The organism is Cycloclasticus sp. PY97N, from assembly GCF_002443175.1.
Lineage (GTDB): Bacteria > Pseudomonadota > Gammaproteobacteria > Methylococcales > Cycloclasticaceae > Cycloclasticus > Cycloclasticus pugetii.
This window is the reverse complement of the sequence record NZ_CP023664.1, coordinates 1,114,265-1,131,635: the sequence shown is the minus strand read 5'-3', so window position 1 is coordinate 1,131,635 and position 17,371 is coordinate 1,114,265. Positions and strand designations below refer to the sequence as shown.

Annotated in this window: 13 protein-coding genes, 1 tRNA gene and 1 pseudogene; 6 read left to right on the top strand and 9 right to left on the bottom strand. The window is 42.5% G+C overall.

The genetic code is table 11. From position 1 onward, the window contains the following. Positions 1-30: 30 nt before the first annotated feature. From dxs to mobA, 6 genes are all read left to right on the top strand, one after another. Entirely contained in the window at positions 31-1,902 is a 1,872-nt protein-coding gene (dxs, locus tag CPC19_RS05620) for a 1-deoxy-D-xylulose-5-phosphate synthase (RefSeq protein WP_016390067.1), read from the top strand. 24 nt (positions 1,903-1,926) lie between these two features. Further along, entirely contained in the window at positions 1,927-2,709 is a 783-nt protein-coding gene (folE2, locus tag CPC19_RS05615) for a GTP cyclohydrolase FolE2 (protein ID WP_016390066.1), read from the top strand. 19 nt (positions 2,710-2,728) lie between these two features. Then, positions 2,729-4,333, top strand: a complete 1,605-nt coding sequence (gene pckA / locus CPC19_RS05610; protein WP_015006246.1) for a phosphoenolpyruvate carboxykinase (ATP) — start codon at positions 2,729-2,731, stop codon at positions 4,331-4,333. Positions 4,334-4,433: 100 nt separating this feature from the next. Then, positions 4,434-6,125 (top strand): NAD(P)H-dependent oxidoreductase subunit E, encoded by a 1,692-nt coding sequence (locus tag CPC19_RS05605; RefSeq protein WP_051176839.1) that lies wholly within the window; start codon positions 4,434-4,436, stop codon positions 6,123-6,125. Further along, entirely contained in the window at positions 6,126-8,840 is a 2,715-nt protein-coding gene (gene fdhF / locus CPC19_RS05600; protein ID WP_016390064.1) for a formate dehydrogenase subunit alpha, read from the top strand. Then, positions 8,840-9,478: a molybdenum cofactor guanylyltransferase MobA gene (gene mobA, locus CPC19_RS05595; RefSeq protein WP_020162372.1), complete on the top strand. Its 639-nt coding sequence runs from the start codon at positions 8,840-8,842 to the stop codon at positions 9,476-9,478. Before fdhF ends, mobA begins: the two co-directional genes overlap by 1 nt. A gap of 2 nt (positions 9,479-9,480) precedes the next feature. Here mobA and CPC19_RS05590 read toward each other — a convergent pair whose 3' ends face one another. The 9 genes and pseudogenes from CPC19_RS05590 to ftsH all read right to left on the bottom strand — a co-directional run bounded on the left by CPC19_RS05590 (position 9,481) and on the right by ftsH (position 17,302). Next, on the bottom strand, positions 9,481-10,287 hold the full coding sequence (locus CPC19_RS05590; protein ID WP_016390062.1) for a formate dehydrogenase accessory sulfurtransferase FdhD: 807 nt from the start codon (positions 10,285-10,287) through the stop codon (positions 9,481-9,483). A gap of 86 nt (positions 10,288-10,373) precedes the next feature. After that, positions 10,374-11,351 (bottom strand): malate dehydrogenase, encoded by a 978-nt coding sequence (locus tag CPC19_RS05585; RefSeq protein ID WP_015006251.1) that lies wholly within the window; start codon positions 11,349-11,351, stop codon positions 10,374-10,376. A gap of 97 nt (positions 11,352-11,448) precedes the next feature. Next, positions 11,449-11,721, bottom strand: coding sequence for a DUF2818 family protein (locus CPC19_RS05580; protein WP_236610522.1), 273 nt, complete (start codon positions 11,719-11,721; stop codon positions 11,449-11,451). A gap of 74 nt (positions 11,722-11,795) precedes the next feature. Continuing rightward, positions 11,796-11,881 (bottom strand) — tRNA-Leu (locus tag CPC19_RS05575). A gap of 191 nt (positions 11,882-12,072) precedes the next feature. Further along, positions 12,073-12,292: pseudogene (secG, locus tag CPC19_RS12080) on the bottom strand (preprotein translocase subunit SecG); the annotation flags it as partial. Between the two features lie 68 nt (positions 12,293-12,360). Next, on the bottom strand, positions 12,361-13,107 hold the full coding sequence (gene tpiA / locus CPC19_RS05565) for a triose-phosphate isomerase (RefSeq protein ID WP_035850512.1): 747 nt from the start codon (positions 13,105-13,107) through the stop codon (positions 12,361-12,363). A 92-nt stretch (positions 13,108-13,199) separates the two neighbouring features. After that, positions 13,200-14,540, bottom strand: a complete 1,341-nt coding sequence (glmM, locus tag CPC19_RS05560) for a phosphoglucosamine mutase (protein WP_016390058.1) — start codon at positions 14,538-14,540, stop codon at positions 13,200-13,202. Between the two features lie 7 nt (positions 14,541-14,547). Then, positions 14,548-15,327 (bottom strand): dihydropteroate synthase, encoded by a 780-nt coding sequence (gene folP, locus CPC19_RS05555; protein ID WP_016390057.1) that lies wholly within the window; start codon positions 15,325-15,327, stop codon positions 14,548-14,550. Positions 15,328-15,379: 52 nt separating this feature from the next. Beyond that, on the bottom strand, positions 15,380-17,302 hold the full coding sequence (ftsH, locus tag CPC19_RS05550) for an ATP-dependent zinc metalloprotease FtsH (protein WP_201765919.1): 1,923 nt from the start codon (positions 17,300-17,302) through the stop codon (positions 15,380-15,382). Positions 17,303-17,371 lie beyond the last annotated feature (69 nt).

Sequence of the window (17,371 nt, the reverse complement as noted above, 5' to 3'; positions counted from 1 at the left end):
AACCTTAACCTAACGTATTATGAGCATTACGTGACGCCACTGGCAAAATACCCTATTCTCGATAAAGTTGATATACCAAACGACCTTCGTAACCTTACGGAAGAGGAGCTTATTGGTTTGTCACATGAGCTACGTGAGTTTCTAATTTCCTCCGTCAGTAAATCAGGGGGACATTTGTCAGCAGGGCTTGGTACCGTTGAACTAACCATTGCCTTACATTATGTTTTCGATACCCCTACTGATAAATTAATTTGGGATGTTGGCCACCAGGCTTACCCACACAAAATTTTAACTGGGCGTAAAGATAAGATTTCAACAATTCGTAAAAAACACGGCGTTACCCCTTTTGTAACACGTGCAGAAAGTGAATACGACGCATTTGGCGTTGGCCACTCGAGTACATCAATCAGTGCCGCTTTAGGTATGGCCATTGCCGCCGCTATAAATAACGATGAAAAACGTACAGTTGCTATTATTGGTGATGGTGGAATAACCGGTGGTATGGCTTTTGAAGCACTAAATCACGCCGGTGCCTTAGATGCAAATTTACTGGTTATTTTAAACGACAACGACATGTCTATTTCGCCAAATGTCGGGGCGATGAAAAACTATTTAGCTAAAATCTTATCCGGAAAATTCTACACAACCGTAAAAGAAGGTAGCAAAAAGGTGATGGCTAACATGCCCAGTGTTTGGGAATTGGCAAGACGAACTGAAGAACACGTAAAAGGCATGGTTATACCGGGGACATTATTTGAAGAGATGGGCTTCAACTATATTGGACCTATTGATGGTCACGACCTCCCCACTTTAGTTAAAACATTATCCAACCTAAAAGACTTACAAGGCCCACAATTCTTACACATTGTGACCCAAAAAGGTAAGGGCTACTCCCCTGCTGAAGCGGACCCAATTGGATACCACGGCGTTTCAACCTTTGACCCAAGTAAAGAAAAGTTACCAGAAAAGGCACCTAGTTCAGCCACTTATAGTGAAGTTTTTGGCCAATGGCTTTGTGATATGGCTAAAGAAAATGACAAACTCGTTGGCATTACCCCTGCCATGCGTGAAGGCTCTGGCATGGTGACATTTGAACAGCAATACCCAGAGCGTTTTTTTGATGTTGGTATAGCTGAACAACACGCTGTTACCTTAGCGGCGGGAATGGCTTGCGAAGGCTTACAGCCTGTTGTTGCTATTTATTCAACGTTTTTACAACGTGGATATGATCAACTTATTCACGACGTTGCCTTGCAAAAACTCCCTGTTCTTTTTGCTATTGACCGTGCAGGCTTAGTTGGCCCTGATGGCCCCACTCATGCTGGTTCGTACGACTTTAGCTACCTGCGCTGCATCCCAAATATGGTTATTATGGCGCCCGCTGACGAAAACGAATGTCGACTTATGTTAACAACAGGGATTCAACATAAAGGACCAGTTGCAGTACGTTATCCACGCGGTAAAGGTCCTGGGGTCACTATTAGTAATACACTTGATAACATTCCAATTGGCAAAGCCGTTACTCTAAGGGAAGGCAAAGATATCGCCTTATTAGCATTTGGCTCATCGGTAACACAAGCACTTGAAGTAGCCGAGGAATTTAATGCAACGGTGATCAACATGCGCTTTATAAAACCCTTGGATGAAGACATGATCAAACATATTGCTAGCACTCACAACACGTTGGTGACACTGGAGGAAAATGTTATCAAAGGTGGTGCAGGCAGCGGTGTTAACGAGTTTATTAACCAAGCTTCAATCGATACCAAGGTCTTAAACATTGGCTTGCCAGACCTTAATCTTGAACACGGTTCAAGAGAAGAACTATTGCAAGAAGCAGGTCTCGACACTCAAAGCATAAAAAACTATATAAGCAGCAGCTTAAATAAAACAAACACCTGATACAACACAGCCTACTTACTAAATATGACCATCGAAGACGTACAAAACCACCCAGATTCTAGAAATATGCCCATTAATAAAGTCGGCATAAAGGATATCCGCCACCCATTTGTTTTTGTCGATAGGGACGGTCACCAACGAGCAACTGTTGGCACCTTTAACATGTCTGTCAACTTACCTCATCATCAAAAGGGCACTCATATGTCACGTTTTGTGGCCCTTTTGAATGAAGATTGCCAGCAATTATCTATTAAGGGGTTCAGTGCATTATTAGAAAAAATGACCCACACCCTTGAAGCGGAAACAGGTTACCTAACCACAGAGTTCCTATATTTTGTTAACAAGTCTGCCCCTATTACTGGCGTTAAAAGCTTATTAGACTATCAAATAAAGCTTGACGGGTACTGGTCAAAAAGTGATCACAAAATCAAAATTACAGTAGTCATCCCCGTTACCAGCTTATGCCCTTGTTCAAAGAAAATCTCTGAATATGGCGCGCATAACCAGCGTTCTCATATCACCGTTACCGCAGAAATTGGTGACAATATTTGCGCTGAAGACATTATCCAGCTGGTTGAAAAGCAGGCATCGAGTGAACTTTTCAGCCTATTAAAAAGGCCTGATGAAAAATACGTTACTGAGCTCGCCTACGACAACCCTAAATTCGTAGAAGATGTCGTAAGGGATATTGCTAGTGCACTTAACGATGACCAGCGAATTTTAGCTTATACCCTAGAAGCTGAAAACTTTGAATCCATACACAATCATTCTGCCTACGCAGTAATCGAAAACAACAAATTAACTTAATAATACCGGAGCTCCAACAATGTCTAACACCATAGACCTCACCCAATACGGGATAACCAACCCTAGCGAAGTTATCTACAACCCTTCTTTCGACCTTTTATTTGAAGAAGAAACTCGAGACGATCTAACAGGCTATGAAAAGGGAACTGTAACTAACTTAGGTGCTGTTGCAGTCGATACCGGTATTTTCACTGGACGCTCACCAAAAGATAAATACATCGTGATGGATGACGTATCACGTGATACCGTTTGGTGGTCTACCCAAGGCAAAAATGATAATAAACCCTTATCAGAAGAAAACTGGGGACACCTTAAAAACATTGTCACTAAACAATTATCTGGTCAACGATTATTTGTTGTAGACACCTACTGTGGTGCCAATAAAGATACCCGTTTGGCGGTACGCTTTATTGTTGAAGTCGCTTGGCAGGCACATTTTGTAAAAAATATGTTTATTCGCCCAACAGAAGAAGAATTGGTTGATTTTGAACCAGACTTCGTTGTTTTAAATGGTGCCAAAACAAATAACCCCGATTGGCAGGAGCACGGCCTTAACTCAGAAAACTTCATTGCTTTCAACCTAACCGAAAAAATGCAGCTTATCGGTGGCACTTGGTATGGTGGTGAAATGAAAAAGGGCATGTTCAGCATGATGAACTACCTGCTTCCACTGCGCGGTATAGCCTCAATGCATTGCTCTGCCAATGTTGGTAAAGATGGCGATGTTGCAGTGTTCTTCGGTTTGTCTGGAACAGGCAAAACAACACTATCCACCGATAAAGACCGTCAATTGATTGGTGATGATGAACATGGCTGGGATGATGATGGCGTGTTTAATTTTGAAGGTGGCTGCTATGCTAAAGTTATCAATTTAAGCGAAGAAGACGAACCTGAAATTTATGGTGCTATTCGTCGCGATGCTCTTTTAGAAAACGTTACTTTATCTGAAGATAACGTCATTCAATTTGCTGATAATTCTAAAACCGAAAACACGCGTGTTTCTTACCCAATTGATCATATTGACAATATTGTTAAGCCAGTTTCAAAAGGTGGCCATGCTAAAAAGGTTATTTTTTTAACCGCCGATGCGTTTGGCGTAACACCGCCGGTCTCAAAATTAACAGCCGCGCAAACTAAATATTATTTCCTATCTGGCTTTACTGCAAAGTTAGCCGGTACTGAACGAGGCATTACAGCGCCAACGCCAACATTCTCAGCGGCCTTCGGTGCAGCATTTTTATCATTACACCCCACCAAATACGCACAGGAATTAGTGAAACGTATGGAGGCTGTTAATGCCGAAGCCTACTTGGTTAATACTGGATGGAACGGCACGGGAAAACGAATTTCGATTAAAGATACCCGCGCTATCATTAATGCAATCCTTGATGGTTCAATTGAAGAAGCAGAAACAACACATATTCCCTACTTCAATTTAGAAATACCAACCGCGTTACCAGGCGTTAACACGGACATTCTTGACCCACGAAACACCTATGAAAATGAAGCTGATTGGGAAAAACGCGCCCATGAGCTTGCTCACTTATTTGAACTTAATTTCGAAAAGTACACAGATAACGAAGAAGGAAAATCTCTCGTAGCTGCTGGGCCGCAACTAAAATAATAACGTCAATCATAAACGTTAACCTCAAAGGCCATGCTCATGCATGGCCTTTTTTGTGGTATCTTTGATAGCTACGTCACCACCGATCTCATCATTATTTATGCCCAATGATCCAAGCCATATCGTCAGACCTGGTAATAAAAAAAAACGTAAAGGGAAGTTTACTGAGAAAGGACGTCAACTCGATGCCAACGCTCAACAAGCGATAAAGCAATTACTTGCTAACAAACCACATCGAAAAGACCTTCTTATTGAGTACTTACACCTTATACAAGATACTTGGTCCTATATCAGCGAACAGCACTTAATGGCCTTGGCAGATATACTAAAATTACCTCAAGCGGCGGTCTATGAAGTTGCCACTTTTTATCATCATTTTGATGTCATCAAAGAAAATGAGGCCGCACCACCACCTATCACAATTCGTGTTTGTCAGTCCTTAAGCTGCTGTCTGGCCGGTGCTGATAATTTAATACTAGAATTAAACAAGCAAAACCCAGAAAACATTCGAATAACATCCGCCCCATGCATGGGTTTATGCAACCAAGCACCCGCTGCTGCTGTTGGCAAAAATTATCTCGGTCAGGTAACCTCCAGCTCGCTCCTGTACGCTGCACAGAACAACCTGACACAGGCCAATGTGCCTACATACCAACGTTATGAACAATACATAAACGCAAACGGGTATCAATTACTCGCATCGCTGAGCAAACAAACTCTCAGCGTCACTGACGCTATTAACGAAATTGAAAAAAGCAATTTAAAAGGTTTAGGTGGGGCGGGGTTTCCTACTGCCAGTAAATTACGTCTTGTAAAAGCCGAGCCCGCTCCTAAGTATTTTTGTGTAAATGCCGATGAAGGCGAACCCGGCACATTTAAAGACAGACATTACTTGTCCACCGCGCCACATCAATTTTTAGAAGGCCTGCTCATCGCAGCATATATTATTGATGCTAATAAAATCTTTATTTATTTGCGCGACGAATACCCCGCCATCCATCAATTATTGCACAACGAAATTCAACTCCTCATTAACCATAAGATCATTAAAGAAGATTATATCGAGGTTAGGCGCGGCGCTGGCGCCTACATTTGCGGCGAAGAATCTGCAATGATTGAATCAATTGAAGGTAAACGTGGCATTCCCCGCCAACGCCCGCCTTATGTTGCCCATCAAGGCTTATTTGGTCGGCCGACCTTAGTACAAAACGTTGAAACCTTGTACTGGATTCCCACAATTTTAACTGATGGCGGTGAGCACTTTGCACAACAAGGTAAAAATGGGGCCAGTGGCTTGCGCACATTTTCAGTATCAGGTCGTATCAATAAACCCGGTGTCATTGTTGCCCCCGCTGGCAGCAATATTCGCGAATTAATTCATTTAGCAGGCGGTATGCTTAAGGGGCATTCATTTAAAGCTTACCTACCGGGCGGTGCCTCTGGTGGTATCTTGCCTTCATCCTTAGACAATATTCCGTTAGATTTTGGCAGCTTAACAGAGTACGGCTGCTTTATAGGTTCGCATGCCATTATTGTTTTATCAGACAAGGATAGCATCAAGGCAACGAGTCAAAACCTACTTGCATTTTTTAATGATGAAAGTTGCGGTCAATGCAGCCCCTGTAGAGTTGGCTGTGAAAAGGCCAGCTCCTTGTTATCCGAACAGCAGTGGAATAAACCACTATTAAAAGAGTTATGTACAACAATGGCTGACGCATCAATCTGCGGACTAGGCCAAGCCGCTCCAAACCCAATTTTATCGAGCATTAAATATTTCGGCGATGAGGTCTAAATGAGCAATTTAGTTTCATTTGTAATAGATGGCAAAAAGGTTTCTGCTGAACCTGAAGAATCAATTTGGCAAGTCGCTAAACGACTCGGCACCACTATTCCGCATTTATGTTTTAACAATAAGCCCGGTTATCGCTCCGATGGCAACTGCCGGGCCTGCATGGTTGAAATTGACGGCGAACGCACACTCGCCGCTTCGTGTTGCAGACACCCTAGCGATGATATGGTCGTTCACACACAGAGTAAACGTGCCACAGCAGCTCGTCGGCTTGTCATCGAATTATTAAGTACCGATGTAGATGAGCAGACGATTGCGGGATCAACTTTCGATAATTTGGTGCAATCCATGGAGATTGGGCCTTCACGATTTCCAAAAAAAGTAACTAACACCCCCGACTTATCTCACCCAGCCATCTCTGTAAAGCTTGATGCCTGTATTCATTGTACGTTGTGCGTTCGTGCCTGCCGAGAAATTCAAGTTAATGGTGTGATTGGTCTAGCTGAGCGAGGTCATGATGAAAAAATAATTTTTGATTTTGACGACCCAATGGGGCAATCCACCTGCGTTGCTTGTGGTGAGTGCGTTCAAGCCTGCCCAACTAATGCACTCTCACCTGCTTCAGCCAAAGTCACTAAGACAGACAAACAAGTACAATCCGTTTGCCCCTATTGCGGTGTAGGTTGCCAAGTTAACTTAAAGGTTAACGATAACAAAATCTGCTCTGTCGAAGGTGCTAATGGCCCCTCTAACCAAGGCCGTTTATGCGTAAAAGGCCGCTTTGGTTTTGATTACATTACATCTGAACAGCGACTTACCGAGCCGCTAATCAGAAAAGAGGGTATCGAAAAAGGCGTTAATATCGACCCAGCTAACCCCTACTCGCATTTTAGAAAAGCCTCTTGGGAAGAAGCACTTAATCTTGCTGCGAAAGGTTTTTCAGACATTAAACAACAGCATGGTGCTGATTCCCTGGCTGGCTTTGGCTCTGCAAAGTGCTCTAATGAAGAAGCTTATATTTTCCAAAAACTAATTCGAGCCGGCTTTGGCACTAATAACGTCGATCACTGCACACGTTTATGTCATGCTTCCTCCGTTGCCGCACTCATGGAAACAATTGGTTCAGGGGCCGTTACCGCACCGTTTATGGCAGCTGAAGACAGCGATTTGATCATCATTATTGGCGCGAATCCAAGTGAAAACCACCCCGTTGCAGCAACCTTTTTTAAACAAGCTGTCGAGCGCGGTACCGAATTGGTTGTGATGGATCCTAGGGCTCAAGCGTTAAAACAACAAGCAACGCATATGCTACAGTTTACACCGAGCACAGATGTTGCCTTACTGAACGCCATCATGCACGTGATTGTTGATGAAAAACTTTATAATCAACATTATATTGATCAACACACCTCTGGTTTTAAGCTGTTTGCTACACACCTTAAAGACTATGCGCCTGAAAAAATGCAGAGTATTTGCGGTGTAACTGCCGACACCATCAAAACAGTTGCAAGGAAATATGCAACCGCCAAATCTGCCATTATTTTTTGGGGTATGGGCATCTCACAGCATACACACGGAACAGACAATGCGCGTTGCCTTATTTCATTAGCCTTAATGTGTGGTCATATAGGACGCCCCGGCACAGGCCTCCACCCTCTACGCGGCCAGAATAATGTTCAAGGCGCCTCGGATGCTGCTTTAATCCCAATGTTTTACCCCGACTACAAGCCAATAAGTGACTGTGAAACACAAACCTTTTTTGAATCCCTATGGGACACACCCTTGAACCCCAAAGAAGGCTTAACAGTCGTTGAAATTATGCATGCGATACATCGCAACAGCATTAAGTCCATGTACATCATGGGGGAAAATCCCGCCATGTCAGACCCTAATTTAAACCATGCCCGTGCAGCACTGGCTAAATTAGAGCACCTTGTTGTACAAGATATTTTTCTAACCGAAACAGCTATGTTTGCAGACGTTGTTTTACCTGCTACCGCGTGGCCGGAAAAAAATGGTACTGTAACAAACTCAAACAGACAGGTACAAATGGGGCGACAAGCTGTTGAACCACCAGGCAATGCAAAAGCTGACTGGTGGATTACACATCAGATCGCTCAGCGTTTAGGTTTAGAGTGGCCCTATTCAACACCAAAAGATATCTATCATGAAATGCTGTTAGCCATGCCCTCATTAGCTAACATCAGCTGGGAACGTCTTGAGCAAGAGCATTCTGTCACCTACCCTTGCCCGTCCCCTAAGGAAGCTGGTCACGATATCGTTTTTGCCGATGGTTTCCCCACTGAAGACGGACGCGGAAAATTTATCCCTGCAAGCTTTTTGCCGGCTAATGACAAATTAGACACCGAATACGACTTTATTCTGACAACAGGCAGACTACTAGAACATTGGCACACTGGCGCAATAACTCGACGCAGTGAAGTACTCAACACACTCGAACCAGAAGCTTTTGTTCAAATGAGCCCCACCGATTGTTCAGCGCTTAAGGTACAAGCAGGTGACATGGTTTGCGTTTCAAGCCGCCGAGGATCTATTAACATCAAGGTTCGTGTTGACCATAAAGTACAAACTGGCCTCATATTCATCCCGTTTGCTTACGTCGAAGCAGCGGCTAATTTATTGACCAGTCATGATCTGGACCCTTTTGGAAAAATACCTGAATACAAGTTCTCAGCTGTCAATGTAGAGCCAATTTAATGCCCAACAACTCAAATAAAATTATCGGCGTCATCCTGTCAGGTGGTCTCTCGAGAAGGATGAACAACCAAGACAAGGGCTTCATTCAACTCGCTCATAAGCCTCTTTTTGAACACGTATTAGAGCGATTGTCTCCTCAATGCGACTCAATTATTATTAGTAGCAACAAGGAGAGCCAGCAACTGTCTTCTTATGATTTACCTATTATTAAAGATTCATTAGAAGGGTTCTTAGGACCTTTAGCCGGGCTTTTAGCCTGCATGCAGTGGGTAAGAAAGCATCAACCCGGTGTACAATGGATTGCCTCTGTGCCCGTTGATACGCCTTTTATACCCCAAAATTTAGTTTCCACGCTTTATCAATCAATGCTTGAAAACACCGCCGATATTGCCTGCGCCACTTCAAATGGTCGCACACACCCCGTTATTGCCTTATGGCCAATAAGGCTACTTGATGATCTGGAAGCTGCACTAAGCAAGGAGAATATACGCAAAATTGATTTATGGACATCTCGCTACAAAGTCTCCCTCCCAGACTTCAGTGATAGCTTGCTTGACCCTTTCTATAACATTAATTGTCATGAGGATTTAGTGCACGCCGAAGCGTTGCTACGTAAGCCGAATGAAAATACAGCCTAAACTTAAGCTGTTACATCAAACACTATCCGCTCGGCCCCATTCAAAACTTGAAAATGTTGCCCTTTTGCTCGCGAAATTAAAGTTACACCAAACTCGCAGGCAAGCTCAAACCCCATCTTAGTGGCCCCAGAACGAGACAATAATATAGGCACCCCCATTTGCGCGACCTTGATAACCATTTCAGAGGTTAAACGCCCTGTTGTGTAGAAAACACAGTCATCACCTTTAATACCCTTCAACCACATATGTCCAGCAATAGTATCAACGGCATTATGACGCCCTACGTCTTCAACAAAGAACAATACCTCCTTACCTTTACAAAGCGCACAACCATGAACAGCACCCGCCTTTTTATAGACTTGGTTACGTTGCCCAAAATGATTAAGCAAATAATACAATACAGATTGTTCAATACTACGTTTGGCTAACACCTGCCCCTTTAAACTCTCAACAACATTACCAAACATCGTGCCTTGTCCACACCCTGAAGTAATTGTTCGACGTGCTTTTAATTTCTCAATATTAGGGTTCTTTTTACTCGATACAATCACTGCAGCATTGGTTTGCCAATCAACTTGAAGTACCTTTATATCTCCGATAGTCTCAAAGAAGGTTTGATTTTTAAGGTAACCCAACACCAACAATTCAGGAAAAGACCCCATCGTCATTAAGGTTACTATTTCTTTTTTATCGATATAGATGGTTAGCGCACGTTCTTCAACCAATTCAATTTCAATCGACTGCCCCTTCTCGTTGACGGCAAAAACACAAGATGAACCCTTAATTTTTGACGCTGTCATCTCGATCATTATGTTTTCTCTTTTAGAATTACCCCCTTATAACACGCAAAAAAAAAGCCATGCAAATGCATGGCCTTTTTAAACGCATAGAACAATTAAAGCAGGTGCTTTACACCATCACGTTCTTCTTTAAGCTCATTTTCCGTTGCGATCATTCTTTCACGACTAAAATCATTAATTTCAAGACCTTGAACGATTGAATAGTCACCGTCTTTAACAGTCACAGGGAATGAGTAAATTAAACCTTCTTCAATACCATAGCTTCCATCACTTGGAATTCCCATACTCACCCAATCGCCGTCTGCTGTTCCTTGCACCCAAGTACGCATATGGTCTAATGCAGAACTGGCAGCAGACGCTGCGCTTGACAAGCCACGTGCTTTAATAATGGCAGCGCCACGTTGTTGAACAGCAGGAATAAAGTCATCGGCATACCAGCTTGCATCGACCTTAGATAACGCATCTTCACCGTTGATTAAGCAATTGTGAAGGTCTGGGTATTGTGTTGCTGAGTGGTTGCCCCAGATTGTCATCTTAGTAACGTCCGTATTATGATTACCCGTTTTTTCGGCCAATAAGCTCATCGCACGATTATGGTCTAAACGTGTCATTGCTGTGAAGTTACGTGGGTCAAGGTCTGGTGCATTATTCATCGCAATCAATGCATTTGTATTTGCAGGGTTACCCACCACTAATACACGAACATCACGTTTAGCAACTTTATTTAAGGCTTTACCTTGTACCGAAAAGATGGCCGCATTTGCTTCCAACAAGTCTTTACGTTCCATACCAGGACCACGTGGACGAGCACCTACTAAGAATGCAAAATCGATATCTTTAAAGGCAACTTCAGCATCATCAGACATTGAAACACTTTGTAATAAAGGAAATGCACAATCGTTCAATTCCATAACCGCACCCTCAAGCGCACCTAAAGCAGGTGTGATTTCTAATAGGTGTAAACAAATTGGCTGATCTGGGCCTAAAAAGTCGCCAGATGCTATACGAAATAATAATGAGTACGAAATTTGACCAGCGGCGCCGGTAACGGCTACATGAACAGGTGCTTTCATTTCTAACAATCTCCTTAATAAAAAAGATGAATTATAGCTGATATTCGACTTTTTTTACTTAAAAACCATCATTCCTTATTAGCTAGGCGATATTAAGCTATTCTTTTTCTCGAGATTTAAGAATTTTTTTTAAATCATAATGATAGATAAAGCTCGGCAAAGCAAAGACAACAAATAAACATATTGTAACCACGTAGAACTCCCAATTCTGCGTAGTATTCGTTCCCATTATTTTGTATTCCAAAGCAAAGCCAACACTGAACGTCAGCACATACCAACATAGCCATTCAAACCAGCGAAACCAGCCTGATTTATGCGCGATTTGTCTAATACAAAAAAGTTTATCGCTTAACCATGGCAAATTAGCCATAAGAATCGAAAAAATCAGAAAGATAACAATTGTAAATTGATTACTCATCAATGAATTTTAATGCTTATAATTATTGGTGCCGAGAGCGGGATTTGAACCCGCACGTCCATAGGACACTACCCCCTCAAGATAGCGTGTCTACCAATTCCACCACCTCGGCAAATCCATTCAGTTAATCAGGAATGGGCAGGTCATCAGCAGGCTTCATACCGTTTTGCTTAGCCAGCTCATCTGTTGGTTCCACAAGGTTGTTGATTAAGTCCGCAGGCGTAGCTTCTGTTGATTTTGCTGGTTGTGAAACCGTCAAGCCATCAATAATATCTTCAGGTGCTGCTCTATTGCCTCCTAGATAAGCAAGCGCTAGACTTGTTGAAAAAAACAATGCGGCCAAAATAGCTGTCGAACGACTTAAAAAAGAGCCGGAACCTTTAGCACCAAATACCGTACCGGATGCACCACTGCCAAATGCTGCGCCAGCATCAGCGCCTTTACCATGCTGAATCAAAATCAACCCTATCATCAATGCTGCAATAACCACATGCACTGATAAAACTATTCCAAACACACTCATTCTCTTATCCTTCTATACCTAAACGGTATGAGTTTTATTACGGCAGAACTTACCCACCAAGTTTATTTTTACGCTTTTTGGCAAATTGAAACAAACGCTTTTGCATCCAAGGATGCGCCACCTATCAAACCACCATCAATATCTTTTTGTCCAAACAATGACAATGCATTATCTGGTTTTACACTTCCGCCATATAAAATGCGAAGCATGTTAGCTGCATTTATATCTCTCTCGCTAACCAATGCTCTTATAAAAGCATGCACCTTTTGAGCCTCGTCAGGGGAGGCCGTTAACCCCGTTCCAATGGCCCAAACGGGTTCATAAGCCAGAACCAATTGCGTCAAATCTACAGCGCTATTATTTAATAACGCCTCAACCTGATCTTTAATTACATCAAATGTAGCACCAGACTTGTATTCTTCCTGTGTTTCACCAACACAATAAACAGGAGTAACGCCAGTCATTTGGGCTGCCAGCACTTTCTTAACCAGCTGCGCATTTGCTTCATTAAATAGTGTTCGCCTTTCTGAGTGACCTATTAGTACCCAGCTACAGCCAACATCTTCCAACATATGCGCCGACACTTCACCGGTATATGCCCCAGACTGATACTCTGAAACAGTTTGAGCACCTATGGTTATCACTGTCGGTTTAGTTATTTCTTGTGCAGCCGTTATATAGACGAAAGGCACGCAGACTCCTATATCACACGTTATTTTATCATCAATTGTCGTTTCAATTGCACGTAAAATTTCACTTGTTGAGTCAAGTGAACCATTCATCTTCCAGTTTCCAATAACCAGTGATCGACGCATCAAACTTCTTACCTTAAAAAACGAGCAAGGTTAGCGGCTATTCAGCAATAAATCAATCTTAATTAAGCGAGCACTCACGCCCAATTCACCCCTTAAGCGTCAAGTAGGCTTTCAACTGTTTTACTAAGGTCCATCGCCAGTTTTTCCACTAACTTCACATCTTCGCCTTCAACCATTACCCTAACTAATGGTTCTGTGCCAGAAGGCCTTAACAATACTCTTCCTGCGCCTTTTAAAACCTTCTCGATAGAAGCAACGGCTTTATTAATATCATCCGTCATCGCAAACTTTTTAGCACCACTTAGCTTCACATTAATCATACATTGAGGATACTTTTGAATATCACTTTTTAGTTCATTCAAAGAGGTGCTCTCGCGCATCATAATCTCAATCACTTGTAGAGCTGAAATAATTCCATCACCTGTTGTCGTTCTATCAGCACAAATTATATGCCCAGACCCTTCACCACCCAAGATTGACTCTGATTCATTCATCAACTGAATAACATGCCGGTCTCCAACTGCTGAGCGTAATAAGTCAATACCTAATCTGTTGAGTGCGTGTTCAACGCCTAGATTAGTCATCAATGTTCCTACAACAGATGAACCTGAATAACCATTTGATTGACGACCTTTGGCTAAAATATACAAAATATCATCACCATCCAACACTTCGCCTAAGTGGTCAACCATGATTAATCGATCGCCATCGCCATCTAATGCCACACCAAAGTCAGCATTATTGGATAAAACCGCCTCGGTTAACGCCTGAGGGTTAGTTGCTCCACAACCATCATTAATATTAATGCCGTTTGGCTCAGCACCTATTTTAATCACCTCCGCACCTAATTCACTAAACACATAAGGAGCAATATGATAGGTAGAGCCGTGTGCGCAATCGACAACCATTTTTAAAGAAGATAAGTCGATCATTGAAGAAATCGTGCTTTTACAAAACTCTATGTATCGACCCGCCGCATCATTAATACGGTTAGCTTTACCTAACCGAGACGATTCCACAACGATGAGTGGCTCGTCCATTTTTTGTTCTATCGCTTGCTCTATCTCATCGGCAAGCTTTTCACCTTCACTAGAAAAAAACTTTATACCATTATCATAATGAGGGTTATGTGAAGCACTAATGACTATTCCTGCATTGGCACGGAGCGTTCTCGTTAAATATGCAATTCCTGGGGTTGGCATAGGGCCTAATAACTGAACATTTGCGCCTGCTGCAACTAAACCAGCCTCTAATGCCGATTCAAACATATAACCGGAAATACGAGTATCTTTGCCAATTACAATTTTACAATGCCCTTGTTGCTCGAACACTCTCCCGGTCGCCCAACCCAGCTTTAAAATAAATTCGGGAGTAATGACCCCTTCCCCAACTAAGCCTCTAATACCATCGGTACCAAAATATTTTCTTGTCATAGTTTCCTCATTTGGCAGCCTGAACAGCCATATAGACTTTTAACGCATCAGCTGTTTCAGCAACATCATGCACACGAACAATAGACGCACCATTAGCCACTGCTAACAACGCGGCACTAACACTGCCAATTAATCTCTCATCGACTTTTTTATCTAATAACTGACCAAACATTGATTTTCTTGATAGGCCAGCCAATATTGGGCAGCCATGGCTCTCAAACTCTTTTAGTTTCGCCAATAATGTCAGGTTATGTTGTAAGGTTTTACCAAAGCCAAACCCTGGGTCTAATATAATCTTCCCTTTAGCAATACCGACTTGCTCACAGGCCGCTATACGCTGAGCAAAAAAATCATTCAGCTCTTCAACCACATTAAGGTAATATGGTTGATCTTGCATCGTGGTAGGGTCTGCTTGCATATGCATTAAACAGACAGGCACTCCTAAAGAAGCCGCCATATCCAGTGAACCCGGTCTCTGTAAGGCATACACATCATTGATAAAGTCCGCTCCGGCCTCTATGGCAGCCTTCATAACATCAGCTTTGCTGGTATCAATTGAAATGGCAATATCCGATTTAAGTCGAATTCCTTCAATAACAGGAACCACCCTTAGGATTTCCTCGTGTGTAGAAACAGGTAATGCATTAGGCCGTGTAGATTCACCGCCAATATCAATAATTGTGGCGCCTTGCTCAGCCATCTTCAAGGCATGTTGCACCGCTGATTCTATCTGTGTAAAAGAACCTCCGTCAGAAAAAGAATCCGGCGTAATATTAAGAACCCCCATAATTTGGGGGCTCTTTAGATCAAATATTTGGTCAAGACGACTCTTCACAGCATTAAGGTTGTTCAGCAGGGCCTCCAATAGTCGGCTTTGACTCCTTATCTGTAGCGTCTTTATCTTCTATCGTCGCTTTCCCTGAACCAGATTGATCATCATTTTCCCAATCTTTAGGTTCACTCACTGGCTGACGAGCCATTAATTGGTCTAATTGATCGCTATCAAGTGTTTCATACTTCATTAACGCTTCTGACATAGAGTGTAAAATATCAATATTTTCAGTCAATAAGTTCTTAGCACGCTCGTAGTTTCTATCAATAAACACTCGAACTTCTTTATTAATAAGCTCGGCTGTTTCATCCGAAATCATCTTAGTTTGACCACCAGAATGCCCCATTGCATTTTCATCTTCTCCGTAATTTAATGCGCCAAGTTTTTCTGAAAAACCCCATTGAGTTACCATATTTCTAGCAATAGCGGACGCTCTTTCAATATCGTTTGATGCACCAGTTGTTACCGCTTCTTCACCAAAGATAATTTCCTCTGCTAAGCGACCACCATATAAGCTTGATAATTGACTTTCTAACTTCTGTTTACTGATACTAATTTGATCTTGCTCAGGTAAGAACATTGTGACACCTAACGCTCGCCCACGTGGAATGATGGTCACCTTATAGACAGGATCGTGCTCAGGCACTAAGCGACCAACAATTGCATGACCTGATTCGTGATATGCCGTGCACCTTTTTTCGTCTTCACTCATCACCATAGAACGACGTTCTGCGCCCATTAACACCTTATCTTTAGCGTTCTCCATGTCGTTCATATCAACTAACTTCTTATCAGCTCTAGCCGCAAATAATGCCGCTTCGTTTACCAAGTTAGCCAAATCTGCACCTGAAAAGCCCGGTGTGCCTCGTGCAATCACATTAGGGTTAACACTGTCACCGAGAGGCACCTTTTTAAGGTGCACTTTTAAGATTTGCTCGCGCCCTCTAATATCTGGTAAAGGAACAACCACTTGTCGATCAAAACGACCTGGGCGTAATAAAGCCGGGTCTAAAACATCAGGACGGTTAGTCGCGGCAATAACAATCACCCCTTCATTACCAGAAAACCCGTCCATCTCAACCAATAATTGATTCAAGGTTTGCTCACGCTCATCATTACCACCACCAATACCAATACCACGGGCACGGCCAACCGCATCAATCTCATCGATAAAAATAATACACGGTGCGTTTTTCTTGGCTTGTTCAAACATGTCTCGAACACGTGAAGCCCCTACACCAACAAACATTTCAACAAAATCAGAACCCGATATGCTGAAAAAAGGCACTTTAGCTTCACCAGCAATCGCCTTCGCTAACAAGGTTTTACCTGTACCAGGCGAACCCGACATTAAAATTCCGCGTGGGATTAAACCACCTAATTTTCGAAACTTACTAGGGTCTGTTAAAAAATCAACAACCTCTCCAACCTCTTCTTTTGCTTCTTGAACACCCGCCACATCAGCAAACGTTACTTTTATTTCATCTTCACTTAATAGTTTCGCTTTGCTTTTACCAAAGGACATTGCTCCACGACCACCAGCACCGCCTCCGCCACCTTGCATTTGGCGCATAAAGAATATCCACACACCAATCAACAAGAGCATCGGGAACCATGATATTAAAATTGACATAAGCACCGATTGCTCTTCAGGTGGTTTGGCAATAATTTCAACACCATTTTTTAGTAAGTCATCAACAAGGTGGATATCACCAGGACTACGTGTTGTAAAACGCTCACCTAACGTAGTTTGACCACTAATATTAGGCCCATCTATGGACACTTTACTAACCTGGCCTGCATTAACAGCACTGATAAACTGCGAATAACTTAAATTACTAGTTGATGATTGTTTTGATCCACCAAAATTATTGAATACGGACATCAGCACGACGGCGATTACCACCCACATAATAATGTTCTTAACCATTTCGTTCAAAGTGTTACTCCCTCGTGATGTTTATGACAGTGCTCAATTAAACTGTTATTTTTAAAATTC